We start from the raw sequence: 12,981 nt of genomic DNA, 5'->3' as shown, positions 1-12,981 counted from the left end.
CTCCCGTCATAGGTTGCAGTCTTCTAGCTCCTTGTTTTGCGAAAACTAATATTCAGTAGGAGACGAAGAAAAACCCTACTGAATAAAGTTTCACTTTATCCTAATCTTTTTCTGCTTCCAACCATAATAAATGCTACACTAAAGAGAAGTAATATCCCTATAGTCATAAAAAGATTACCATCATAACCTGTGTAAACCACTTGTCTCATTCCAAGAGCGAACCAATAAGTTGGGAGTATTTGAACGATTCTCCGGATGATTTGTGGCATAATTTCAATGGGCCAAAACATCCCTCCAAGCATAGCCATAGAAATGTATAAACCGCCTAGGATGCTATAAGCAGTTTCTGTATGTTTAAAAAGGGCATACCACGCAATAGAGAGTCCTATAGATGTGGCAGAAAATACACTAAATAGCAGAAACATATTTAAAGGAGGAATAGTGACAGACCCATAGCGTAACACACCAATTCCTACTACTATTATATTTATCGACGATAAAATCAGAGTATAAGCAAGTAGATTTTCCATTAAATATCTTAAATGTGTTATTGGTGCAGCACTTATCCTTAGTATTACTTTTTTTTCTCGATCTTCCATCATGGTTTTGCATAATTTTGATGAAAGAAACATTAATATTACACCGTACATTTGAAATCCTAAAGGGATTGGAAGCCAAGTTTCTACAGAAATAAAGGCTGTAATAATAGGAGGTAGTAGTAGCATAAATATATCAAATTTTCCTTTCAGTGTACGCTTAAATACAAAGTTAAAAATTGTCATCAGAATAATCTCCTTCCTCTAAATTCACTCAAAACCAAGAGACCTCCTGCAAGAAGTACATAAATTCCTATAGAAATCATCCCTTCATAGGTCACTTGATTTTTCATAACGTAGAGGAGCACGTTTTGAGCAAGAGAATAGGGATTTCCATATGTTCCCATAAAATTCAAAACAATATTGTCCGGTAATTGAAACCACACTCCACCGAAGAGCATAGATAAAAGTGCGATTGTAGTAGCTGAACGTTCCATACTTTTATAATTGTCTAGGGAAAGGGCTAGATTCAAGTACATGACTTGAACCACAAATGAAATAAGTATAATTCCTAATATTAATCGTCCTTGGTTTCCCCAAGTCACACCATAGATAATTCTTGTGTAATGGGTAATTACGTAGCTTTGAAGACCACCATAGATTGTCGTTACTAATATAATCGAAAACATATATCGATTGATAGCAATAGGTAGAGATTTTAACCTCCACTTTCGTGCTCCTAACAGATCATGTTTTATGAGTTCTAAAGTATAAAATCCTGCAAATAATTGAAATGCTAAAATAATTGATAAGGCAACACTATCAACCATTGGAATTCCCAAATTTTGATTGAGTGCGTCATCGCTAATCATCCCAAGAATTGTAATCAACACCAAAGGCATTATAAATAAAATTCCAAGACTAGTAATATCTCTTACAATGCGTTTAAACACAAACTTTGAAGATCTTAATATCATATTACTCTACCTCCCCATCACGAAGCTGTTTTCCCGTTAATGTGAGAAAAACATCTTCTAAAGTAGGTTGTTCTGTATTAATATTTTGCACTCCTCCATGTTTTTTTGAGATAGTAAGAATATTCTCTATGTTACCAGCCCCTACCTCCGATATTATTCGAACTTCTCGACCTTGTTGATACGCTTCTTTTACTCCTGAAAGTTTTTGGATTTCTTCTATTACTTCTTCTCCAGATTCAACTAACTGAAGAGTAATTCGTTCTTCATATTGAATTTTTTGAATTAATTCTTTTTTAGTTCCTTGTGCAATTACACGCCCTTGATCGAGAATGGCAACTCTTGAAGAAATCGCCTCTACTTCTTCGATATAATGAGTAGTATAGAGGACTGTTGTACCTTCACCATTGAGTCTTCTTACTGTTTCTAAAATATAATTACGGGATTGAGCATCAATTCCAACTGTCGGCTCATCCATAACTAGAAACTTTGGTTTATGCACCAATGCACAAGCTATATTGAGTCGTCTTTTCATCCCTCCAGAAAATTTTGCAGGTAGCTTGTTTTTATACTCTGTGAGACCTACAATTTCGAGGGTCTCTTCTATATTTTTCTTGAGCTCATCCCCTCGAATGCCATATATTCCACCAAAAAAAGCTAGGTTATCCCACGCACTAAGCTCTTCAAAGATAGTTACTTCCTGAGTAACCAAACCTATTTGCCTTTTTATTTCCAGTGCATGTTTCTTTAAATCCTTCCCAAAAATAGTAATCTCACCTGAATCCACAGATATGAGTCCAATCATTCCATGAATTAATGTGGTCTTCCCTGCTCCATTTGGTCCCAAGAGTCCTAAAATTTCTCCCTCTGAAATTTGAATGTCCACACAATCAAGAGCGAGATGGTTTCCATAACGTTTCACAATATTATCTAGCTTTGCAATCATTGCAAATCCTCCTTAGCTAAGTCCTATATAGACGTTTTTATTATTATTAACAGTTTCAATTTTAATATAGAACTCAACTTTGTGTTAGTTACAAATGTCACCTTTCATCTACTTATTTATCCAATCTATATGGAAATTCTTTTAACTGTCTTTCTTCTTCACTGGAATCCAGATTTCACTTCTATACTTCGGATTTCCAGTATCAGGACTCTCGTTCCATAAAATTTCAGGGCCTTCAACTACCTCGTATCCTGAAGATGGAAACCACTCTGAATATATCCTCCCCCACACATTTTGAAGTGTTCCGGGAAATGGTCCAATAGATTCAAATACTGCCCAGGTACTGTCATTTATTCTTAATACATCATAATCTGCAGTATCACTAATTGATGTTGCTACTCCAATGTAATGATCTAGTTCTCCTTTTTCTTTCATTCTACCTTCGGAAAAATTTGTGGAAGCACTAATGATACCTCTTGGTTCTACATTTGAAATTGCTTTTAATTGTTTAATAACTTCCGATGTTAAAAGTTCGGTCATTTTTGCGATCTCTGGATTGACACCTTCAAAAATAACTGGAACTCTCTTCTTAAATCCTACTAAGTTAAATGACTCTTTTTCAAGAATTCGATAATTCATTTCACATCCTCCTTTAATTGATAATTGAAAGGTCAGTCGAGGAAAAGCTTTTAATTGTGTAATCTCACTTCTTGATTCAGAAGGGAGAATGCCATGCATAGAATGAAAATCACGAGAAAATGAATCGGCTGAAGTATAACCATATTTGACGGCTACATCAATTATTCTTAAATCCCTATCTCTTAAATCAAGTGCAGCCAGCGTTAATCTTCTTCTCCTAATATATTCTGATAAACTTATGCCTGATAAAAAGGAAAACATCCGCTTAAAATGATACTCTGAACAGTAAGCAATTTTAGAAATTTCACTGTAATCTATCTCCTCTGTTAAGCGCTCTTCAATGTATGCCAATGCATTATTCATACTACTTAAAGAATCCATCAAATAACCTCCTCGTCATCAATAATAATATCAGATGATATATTAATCCATCCGATAATCTGTGCACAATATAGTCGTGCCATTTTTCATATGGTTTTTTATTTTATTGTCCCTTACCTTTTAAGATCATTATATATTGTTTTATTACCATATCAATATTTTTCTGGTTGAAACATATCCCAATCTTCTGCATAGTCATACTATCTCTTTTGATAATAACTGTAATTAGTATAAAAAAGATTTTACAATTTTATAGATCCTCATTGCAAATATATACGCAACAACTATTATTACTATACACCAAGGCGAAGCTGTCTAGAGCGCACTACCTACTGACTGGTTTGGTAATAAATTACGAATACTTCTACGATGGGGATTTGTTCCTTCTCATAGTGTCAGCGCAACCTTAATGGCGTCGATTCGTCGTTTAAGAAGGGTTTGTAGTGATTTGATAAATAACTTTTTCAGATAGCAATCAGAGGGAAAAGCTCATACCACCTGAAGTTTTGATCAGCCAAATGCCAATTCAAAAGAATCATACTTTACTCGATGTAGGTGCTGGCTCAGGTTTTTTTACAATTGCTATGGCAGAACGTACGCTTAACAAAGTATACGCCTTGGACCCTGATAAGCGTATGCTCTGCGTTATACAAGAAAAAGCTAAGGAAAAAAGACTCAATAATATTGAACTGATTCAAGATTCTCTTGAAAATTTAAGTATTCAAAATGAAAGTATTGATTTTGTTATGGCATCCTTAATACTTCATGAAGTAAGTTCACTCTCAGAAGCCCTCTCAAAGATATATGAGGTACTAAGTGGTTGCTGAAAATAAGAATAGAAACAAAGTACTAAAATTAGCTTTTTAATAAGAATATTTTAGAATATATGTTTAAATGCTTTGATTTAATAACAAATTGTTGTATTATAAATATATTGCTATTTACTGTTTTCCTTAAAGAATAATAGATTATGTTCATATTTATGATAATAAATAATTCTGCTCCATATATCAAGATAATAATACTTTTGCTGTTATTACATGATAAATTTAAGTTAAATAGTATATTATTATCCTATTAGAAAATCATGAGTTATTATATGATTACCACTACTTATCGTTATGCTATATTATAATTATACATACAAAATAAAATGAATACAGGAAGTGATATCATGTCAGTTCAAAATAAAGATAATAGCTCTAAATCAAGAATATTAAAAAGTGCCACAGAACTTTTTTATGAAAAAGGTTATAATGATACCTCTTTAGATGATATATCAAAATCAGCTAATGTGAATAAAGCAATGATAGCATATTATTTCAAAAATAAATCTCAATTGGCTTATGAAGTTTGTAATAATATAAACACAGATATAAAAAAAGCCCTAGCAAAACAACTAACCAAAATAGACCTTGAAGTAGTCGATAATATTATTATGACAGCAGTGGAATACAAAATTTTTGCATCGTTTAGAAAAAGAAATCCTAAATACCGTAGATTCATCAAAGAACTCTGTAAAGACAATGTGCTATTACTATCTCAAGTTAATACTGGCTTTGGAAAAGACATATATCATGACCTTAATAAAAAACATAATCTAAATTTTGATGAAATTGAAATGAAGATAAATCACTACAGTTTAACATCAAGTTTATGTGGTCTTATATTAATGCATGATTTAGGTTTTATAGATTGTGGTCATGATTATTTATCAGATAAAGAATGTACTATTATGTTTAGAACATTTGGTTTAGATCAGGCAAACATTGATAATATTCTTGAAGATTCAAAAAAAATTGCAAATAATATGGAAATAGAAATATCCAATAATTTTAAAGTAATATAACCTCATTTTCAATAGAAAGAAGTCCAATTATTATAGATCTATTATTCAAAAGCATATATACGTTTGCTATTATAATTTGTAAATTATATTAATAGAGCCTAGGATATCCTAAGCTCTACTTTTTTTATCTATTTTAGTAAAATTCTACTTTACTTTTGTTTTGCAGCACTTTCACCTGAAATTTTTCCAAAAGTCATAATATCTGATATGGCATTACCACCTAATCTGTTACCAGCATGTATACCACCAGTAACTTCACCAGCAGCATATAAACCAGATATCGGTTTATTGTTTTCATCTAAAACCCTTGCTGACGTATCTATAGCTAAACCACCCATTGTGTGATGAACAGATGGAGATCTAGGAGTAGCATAGAATGGACCAGTTTCGATTTTAGCTCCGAAATTCGATTTTCCAAATTCAGGATCGTTTTCTTTTTCACTAAAACCATTATATTTATCAATTTCTTTTACTAAAGCATCATCACTCATACCTAATTGTTTTGCTAGGTTCTCTAAAGTGTCTGCTTTGTAGATACTTTTATTTGCAATTAAATCCTCAATATTATCACCCCAAATATTCTTTCCATCTGGTGTGATTCCAGCAGTATTTTCATCACAAATAATATAAAACAATTGATCTTCCTGCAATAATGCAGCCTTCGCTAATACGTCCCTTTCAGAATACTCATTAACAAAACGTTTTCCTTCTTTATTAACAAATACTTGTGTTTCAGCACTTCCCCACACACCGCCTGAAAGTGCGCCTGTTTCTGGATGTGAACTAGGCATTAACTGGATAAATCCCATACCTACTAAATTTGCACCTACTTTTTCTCCCATAACAATTCCATCACCAGTAGCATTTGGTGTATTTGTACTCTTCATTGTTAAAGGCATTTCTGGCCAATAAACATTGTATTTTTGTCTCATTTCAGGATTTTCACCAAATCCTCCTGTTGCCATAACAACACCTTTACTTGCATTTAGAGTAACTGAAGTACCGTCTGACTTAGTTGCTTTAACGCCTACAACTTTGCCATCTTTTTCAATCAATTCTTCTCCACTTGTTTCTAACATTATTTCTGCACCAAGCTCTACTGCCTTTTTCTCTAATGGATCTAAAAACGTAGTTCCTAAATGCTTGTCGCCCATATGAGATCTTGGCCATAATGCTCCGAGGATAGTACTAACATCGTCTCTAATTCCTACACCTATATCTTCTAACCAGTTTAAAGTCGGAAGGGTATTACTAGTGTATGTCTTTACAAGCTCGTAATCTACTGTAATTTCATTACCTTCTAAGTCAGTTCTTTTTCCACCAATATAAGTGTGAATAGCATGCAATTCTGCCGAGTCAAATAAAGAAGTGTCTCCTGATTTTATATAATCCTCTATTTGACCTTGTAATACTTCAAAAGTTGGAGCAAAATCACCGTATTCTTTTGGATCTGCCTCTAGATATCCTTTAAGTTCTTTTAATAAAGTATCATTCATCTCTATAGATTCTTGACGTTCAGGATCATATGTATTATATCCCCCACCTGATCTAAGAGTATTTCCACCTAGCGCTATGCTTTTTTCAATAAGAATAACACTAGCACCGTTTTCTGCTGCTGATACAGCTGCTGCCAAACCAGCACCACCACCACCAACGACTATTACATCTGCAGTTTTTTCAATTGCCTTGCCTTTAGAAGAATCTGCTTTTTTGTTTTTTAGAGCTTCAACATCTCCTCCTGCTTGTTCAACACAATCGATAACAGCAGCTAAAAATGCAACACTTGAATATGTAGCACCTGACACTTCATCCACTCCTAGTGTTTGGCCAGATAAAATATCTTCTTTAATTTTCTCAATAGCAACATCACCTAAACCTGGTGTTTCAGCTTGAGATACAATATTAATATCTGTAATCTCAGTTTCACTAAATGTTACTTCTACCTTAATAGTGTCGCTATTACCTTTTTCTTCTGCTGTATATGTTCCTGCTTTAAATGACGCCTCTGAATTACCTCCTGAGCAAGCAACCATAAAAGTCATTGCAAAGCATAGTATTAAGCAGATAATAACCGAATTCTTCTTTCTAAACATTTGTTTCCCCCCTATTTAATATTTTGTCGGAACATTATATTGTTATTTTATATACAATGTTGACCGTTTTAATTTTATCATAATATAAAATAATGTACAATTTATTTTTTAACCATGTTTAAAATTATTTTGAATTACATAGGTAAATCTTGTTAAATCAAGGCTTTAATATTATAAATTATAATTAAATGCAGTTAACTATTTTAGAACTGACAGAGGTTGGATAAAGCTCAGCCTCTGTTTTTCAGTTTCTTGTGCCAACTTCCCAGTTAGTCGCATCTCTACTCCATTTATCATAAAATTATATTGACAAGAACAAAGACTAATGCTATTGTTTAATCATGATTAAATCATAATTAAACCGCAGTCAAAAATGCAATCTATGGTTTATGATCAAATGTTATTTCGTTTTGCTGTTGTTTATTCGCTATCTGCTCGCTATTACCACTCTTTTTTCAGCCTTATTTGAAGGAGCGATATGATTAACTTCAGATTCTGATAATGTAAATAGAAAAAGAATATATCTATAAAGGTCTCTAACCTAATTGGATACCTTAAAAAAAATAATAGAAAGAGAGGCACACATAGGATGAATGAAAATACAGGTGCGAAAGAACGAATTATGGATGTGGTGATAAAGCTATTACAAGAACAAAAAGATATTAGTAAGATAACCAACAGGCAAATCGCACAGATGGCTGGTGTGAACAGCGCCTTGATCAACTATTATTATCAATCAAAAGAAAACCTTGTAAATACTGCTGTTGGGTTCTGCATGGGTGATATTGCCAAAACGATATTAAAGAAGTCAGCAAGTGAGAATCATCCTGTACATAGGGTGAAAAATTTAGTCAAAGCCATATCTGATTTCGCTTTTAGCAACTATACCTTTGCAGAAATTGTTTTTTCATCCGAACTAAAACATGGGAGTATTAATACGATTCAAATGATAATTCCCTTATTAAAAGAGATATTTGGTGATAAAAAAACAGATATTGAATTAAAGTTAATGGCTTTTCAACTCATCATTCCAATGCAAGTAATGTTTTTAAATGCAAAAGAATATACCACCTACTTGTCTCATGATCTATGGGATATTCACTCTCGAAATAAATTGCTAGATAAATTAGTGAATAATATGTTCGATTATTATCTCGACGAATTGAATTGTTAGTATTGATTATAATGAAAGTCAATCATACGTTCAAAAAAAGCACACGATGGAATCTGAAAAAGTCCTGTGAATTTACCTAAAATAAATGCTATAACAGTATATCAACAAACTAATTTTAATTATGAAAGGTAGGAAAACAATAATGAAAATTGAAGTAAGGTATTTTACAAAAACAGGTCATACAAAGAAACTAGCAGAAGGAATTGCAAATCAATTGGGGGTATGTGCAAAGCCAATTTCTGATTTAGTAGAAGGGATTGTCGATGTTCTATTTTTGGGAGAAGGCTTATATAGCTTTGATATTGATGAAGCTATGAAAGAATTTATTAAGACTCTCCATCCAAGTAATATTAAAATGGTTATCGTCTTTAGTTCTGGAGCTTTTGGAAACGCTTATGCACCCATGAAACGAGAGTTAGAAGCACAAGGATTAAACGTGTCACTACAAGAATTTCATTGCAAAGGCAATTTAGGGTTCATGTTTAAGAATAGACCAAATGAAAAAGATGTTTATAATGCAGCGGTATTCGCTAAGACCTTCATAGCAAAAATGGGAGTTTAACCTTATGGGAAAAATTAAGATGAAAAAATGGAAAAAGGCGTGTATCATTGTAATTATTTGTATTCTTGTTATTGGTCTAGGGAGTTTAGGTGGCATGATGTATGTTACAAGTGCCCAAAGTGTAGAACATTCAAGTAATGAAATCGTGTTGCCCTCTGATGAAAATGGTAAAACTGCATTGGTTATCTATCAACCAGGGAGATCAGAATTTGCAAAAAACATATCAGATAGCATTGCAAAAGGTTTAAATGATTCAGGCTATGAAGTAACCATAGATTATCCAGGAGAGTATTTACCAACAGATATAGGGCAATACGATATTGTGGCATTTGGAACCACGGCATACTATGGTGAGTTTTCACCTATTCTGGGGAACTATATGTCTGAAATAAAAAATATAGACAATAGTACACTTTTGATTTATTCTACAGGAATGATTAAGGATAATTTCACTGAGTTGGAGGGCTTAAATAAACTTTTACACAGAGAAGCAGACTACCTAGAAAAATTCATTTCAAATGAAGAAGAGAGCGAAATAAAAAGGGCATATACATTAGGATCTGAATTGGGTAATTTCTAATGAAGTGCCTAATAATTAAAAATGCTGCAAATGCTTTTACTGCTTTAAGAGTTGCCTGCACACCTATCATACTCTTTGTCACCTATAAACTACTGGATGGGAACACCAGTATGGAACTTTATATATATTTTATTTTTTTATACCTAATTATTTGTACCAGTGATTTTATCGACGGAAAGATTGCTCGCACATACGGAATTGAAACAAGGTTTGGAGTCATATTTGATTTGATTGCAGATTTTTGTTTTGTAACATTTATGCATACTGTTATGATTATTCATCATATTATTCCAGGGTGGTTTATTTTCGTTATTTTAGATAGATTTTTTAATTTTATGATTACCTCCAAAATAGAAAACAATAGCGAAAGTCAAAATTTTCAACCTAAGTCTGATAAGATTGGTCAATACATTGCAATATCCATGTATATTACTCCTTTTATTGTTTTGGTCAATTACTTCTTTTGGAGTTCACAATTATTTCTTACTCATTTAATAGTTTACTGTATTACTGGACTATCCATAGTTACATCCTATTCTAGAATAATCAATATCAAATCTTTAATAGTAAAAAAGGTAGAATAAAAGTCAATATCATACAAGAGGTATTTATAAAATTATGCTACAATTTGATTGAATAAGGAGGTCAATATTATGACAGCACAGGAACAACGCTTAGTGAGTTACGATAATGACTTAAAAATTGAAGCACTTCAATTCAACGGGATAATGCAAAAATTCCCCAATCACTTCCATGAACACTATGTAATTGGTTTTGTTGAATCAGGAAAACGGTATATGACTTGTAAAAACAAGGACTATACCATTAACACAGGAGACTTGCTATTATTCAATCCTTTGGATAATCATGCTTGTCATCAGATTGATAACAAGCCGTTAGACTGGAGAAGTATCAATATCAAGCAGGATATAATGCGCGAAACGGTTAAACAGATTACTGGTATAGATTATATTCCTAACTTTACCACTACAGTAGCGTACCAAAGTGAGGCTCTACTTCCTATGCGTGAACTTCATGGATTAATTATGGATCATAGGAAAGATTTTAAAAAAGAAGAAAATTTCCTTTTTCTCATAGAGCAGCTAATTTCACAATACACTGAACCAACACAAGATAGTCTTTCAGAAGTTAGTGGAGAAATTCAAAAAGCCTGCACTTACATAGAAACTCATTTCACAGAATTAATTTCATTGGATGATTTAAGCAAGCTTTCAAACCTAAACAAGTATACTTTGTTAAGAAACTTTACAAAGCAAAGAGGCATTACACCCTATCAGTATCTTGAAACAATACGAATTGGAGAAGCAAAAAAACTATTGGAAAAAGGTATATATCCCTTAGATGCTGCTATACAAACAGGTTTTGCGGATCAAAGCCATTTTACTAAATTTTTTAAAAATATAATCGGACTTACCCCAAAACAATATGGGGATATATTTAAGGAAAATAAAGATTAGTCCCTATGATAAGGAGTGTATCAGAAATATATGAGAATAAACAAAGAAATTGCCGGTCATTTGTCAGCTGTAATTACGATTTTAATATGGGGAACAACTTTTATATCAACAAAACTACTACTCGTTAATTTTACACCTATTGAGATATTGTTTTATCGTTTTGGTATAGGTCTGCTTGTTTTAATAGTGGCATTTCCCCATAGGCTGAAAGAAACCAATATAAAACAAGAAATGATGTTTGCCGGTGCTGGATTGTGTGGGGTTACACTTTATTTTCTCTTAGAGAATATAGCTCTAACCTATACACTTGCGTCTAATGTTGGGGTTATAATTTCTATTGCGCCGTTTTTCGTAGCATTATTCTCTTATTGGTTTTTGGATAATGAAAAAATAAAATTTAATTTTTTTATCGGTTTTTTTATCGCTATAATCGGAATTGCCCTTATCAATTTTAATGGAAGTATGGTTTTGAAATTAAATCCAATAGGTGATCTGTTGGCAGTATTAGCTGCCATCGTATGGGCGGTTTACTCAATACTTACAAGAAAAATCAGCCAATTCGGATTTAACACAATACAGACTACCCGGAAGACTTTTTTTTATGGAATACTTTTTATGATACCTGTATTATTCATATTACCCTTTGAATTTGGAATTGAAAGGTTCTCACAGCCAATTAATATATTTAATATCCTTTTTCTTGGATTAGGCGCATCGGCACTCTGTTTCGTTACATGGAATACGGCTGTCAAATTATTAGGTGCAGTAAAAACGAGCATTTACATTTACATGGTTCCAGCTATTACCGTTATAACATCAATTCTTGTATTAAGCGAAACAATCACGTGGATTGCAGTTTGCGGTATGGTGCTTACATTGGTGGGACTATTTATATCTGAGCGAAAAACGATTAATTATAAAAAGGAGCAGTAACATGGAAACACAAAATTTAACGCGCGTAAAGATTATTGACGATACTTTGTTCGCGGTTTCCTACTCCCTTTGTTACTTACTTGAAACTTACATCTATAAATACATCCAACTCATCCATAAGACTTTTTTTAGACTGCGCATTTAGATATCTAGTTGGTATTATTTGAGCCGAAATTCCGCTTAAATAAAGAAGTATCATATCGTCATAAACTTTTACAGACTTTATACTTTCCCTTGATATTGTCTCTGTAGTATGTTCACCTTTTACTGTTATATTATACTCATCTATTAGCAAAGTCTTTTCACCAAAAATAGATGAATTATCACCTTCTTGCAACAGCTTTTTAGTTGTTCTTTTTATAAGTTTTATATATTGTTTTGGATATGAAATCATCCATATTATTACAAATAATATGGCAATAGCTAACCAGTATATTTGTGGCTGTCTAAATAAACTTGTGCCTATGGCATATATAGGTACTGAAAACAATAAAGGTACTGCATACCGTAACAAATTATATACTTTTTTCTGTGATAGTGAATTTTCAACATGGTATAGATTAAAACTAATATAATCTTCTTCTGTTATTTCAAACTTAATCTCTATACTAATCCCTCCTCTTGATACTCTTTAAATGTAACATTTTCAACTTCTTAAGTAAAGCCTAACAACTTTTACTTCATTGTCACAAAGTCAAATTTATTTTCATACTTTGCTATTCTTCTATGCCAATACTTCTTGATTTTCGTTTCTTGTATTTCCTACGAACCCATTTAATCATACACCTATTACTGTATTCTAGAACATCATAAATTTCCGACTTGTAAAAATGAGT

Annotated in this window: 14 protein-coding genes and 1 pseudogene; 8 read left to right on the top strand and 7 right to left on the bottom strand. The window is 32.5% G+C overall.

Translation table 11 applies throughout. From position 1 onward, the window contains the following. Positions 1–95: 95 nt before the first annotated feature. The 4 genes from GC105_RS06600 to GC105_RS06585 all read right to left on the bottom strand — a co-directional run bounded on the left by GC105_RS06600 (position 96) and on the right by GC105_RS06585 (position 3,476). Entirely contained in the window at positions 96–782 is a 687-nt protein-coding gene (locus tag GC105_RS06600) for an ABC transporter permease (protein ID WP_152802970.1), read from the bottom strand. After that, entirely contained in the window at positions 782–1,513 is a 732-nt protein-coding gene (locus GC105_RS06595) for an ABC transporter permease (RefSeq protein WP_152802969.1), read from the bottom strand. The genes GC105_RS06600 and GC105_RS06595 overlap by 1 nt, the downstream gene beginning before the upstream one ends. A 1-nt stretch (position 1,514) precedes the next feature. Next, positions 1,515–2,456: an ABC transporter ATP-binding protein gene (locus GC105_RS06590; protein ID WP_152802967.1), complete on the bottom strand. Its 942-nt coding sequence runs from the start codon at positions 2,454–2,456 to the stop codon at positions 1,515–1,517. A 141-nt stretch (positions 2,457–2,597) separates the two neighbouring features. Beyond that, positions 2,598–3,476, bottom strand: coding sequence for an AraC family transcriptional regulator (locus tag GC105_RS06585; RefSeq protein ID WP_152802965.1), 879 nt, complete (start codon positions 3,474–3,476; stop codon positions 2,598–2,600). 506 nt (positions 3,477–3,982) lie between these two features. Between GC105_RS06585 and GC105_RS06580 the strand changes: the two genes are divergently transcribed. Next, positions 3,983–4,303, top strand: a complete 321-nt coding sequence (locus tag GC105_RS06580) for a class I SAM-dependent methyltransferase (RefSeq protein ID WP_281350092.1) — start codon at positions 3,983–3,985, stop codon at positions 4,301–4,303. A gap of 326 nt (positions 4,304–4,629) precedes the next feature. After that, entirely contained in the window at positions 4,630–5,325 is a 696-nt protein-coding gene (locus GC105_RS17460) for a TetR/AcrR family transcriptional regulator (protein ID WP_152802961.1), read from the top strand. Between the two features lie 149 nt (positions 5,326–5,474). On the opposite strand, the gene GC105_RS06570 is transcribed toward GC105_RS17460, so the two are convergent. Continuing rightward, positions 5,475–7,418: a flavocytochrome c gene (locus tag GC105_RS06570; RefSeq protein WP_152802959.1), complete on the bottom strand. Its 1,944-nt coding sequence runs from the start codon at positions 7,416–7,418 to the stop codon at positions 5,475–5,477. Between the two features lie 589 nt (positions 7,419–8,007). On the opposite strand from GC105_RS06570, the gene GC105_RS06565 reads away from it, so the two are divergent. The 6 genes from GC105_RS06565 to GC105_RS06540 all read left to right on the top strand — a co-directional run bounded on the left by GC105_RS06565 (position 8,008) and on the right by GC105_RS06540 (position 12,145). Beyond that, the gene (locus GC105_RS06565) at positions 8,008–8,592 is read left to right on the top strand and encodes a TetR/AcrR family transcriptional regulator (protein WP_152802957.1); all 585 of its coding nucleotides are present in this window, start codon (positions 8,008–8,010) and stop codon (positions 8,590–8,592) included. 142 nt (positions 8,593–8,734) lie between these two features. Beyond that, positions 8,735–9,154 (top strand): NADPH-dependent FMN reductase family protein, encoded by a 420-nt coding sequence (locus tag GC105_RS06560; RefSeq protein WP_193708308.1) that lies wholly within the window; start codon positions 8,735–8,737, stop codon positions 9,152–9,154. Between the two features lie 4 nt (positions 9,155–9,158). After that, positions 9,159–9,734: an NADPH-dependent FMN reductase family protein gene (locus tag GC105_RS06555; protein ID WP_152802952.1), complete on the top strand. Its 576-nt coding sequence runs from the start codon at positions 9,159–9,161 to the stop codon at positions 9,732–9,734. Continuing rightward, on the top strand, positions 9,734–10,318 hold the full coding sequence (locus tag GC105_RS06550) for a CDP-alcohol phosphatidyltransferase family protein (protein ID WP_152802950.1): 585 nt from the start codon (positions 9,734–9,736) through the stop codon (positions 10,316–10,318). Before GC105_RS06555 ends, GC105_RS06550 begins: the two co-directional genes overlap by 1 nt. 69 nt (positions 10,319–10,387) lie before the next feature. Then, positions 10,388–11,212: an AraC family ligand binding domain-containing protein gene (locus tag GC105_RS06545; RefSeq protein WP_152802948.1), complete on the top strand. Its 825-nt coding sequence runs from the start codon at positions 10,388–10,390 to the stop codon at positions 11,210–11,212. A 30-nt stretch (positions 11,213–11,242) separates the two neighbouring features. Then, positions 11,243–12,145 carry a DMT family transporter gene (locus tag GC105_RS06540; RefSeq protein WP_152802946.1) on the top strand — a complete coding sequence of 301 codons (903 nt, stop codon included), beginning with the start codon at positions 11,243–11,245 and terminating at the stop codon, positions 12,143–12,145. Positions 12,146–12,221: 76 nt separating this feature from the next. Here GC105_RS06540 and GC105_RS06535 read toward each other — a convergent pair whose 3' ends face one another. Both GC105_RS06535 and GC105_RS17705 read right to left on the bottom strand, forming a co-directional pair. Continuing rightward, entirely contained in the window at positions 12,222–12,659 is a 438-nt protein-coding gene (locus tag GC105_RS06535) for a YcxB family protein (protein WP_246169751.1), read from the bottom strand. Between the two features lie 202 nt (positions 12,660–12,861). Beyond that, positions 12,862–12,981 (bottom strand): annotated as a pseudogene (locus GC105_RS17705) (hypothetical protein); the annotation flags it as partial.

Source organism: Alkalibaculum sporogenes (genome assembly GCF_009362815.1).
GTDB classification, from domain to species: domain Bacteria; phylum Bacillota; class Clostridia; order Eubacteriales; family Alkalibacteraceae; genus Alkalibaculum_A; species Alkalibaculum_A sporogenes.
Note: the sequence above shows the minus strand (reverse complement) of the source record. Positions and strands in the feature narration are given on the sequence as shown.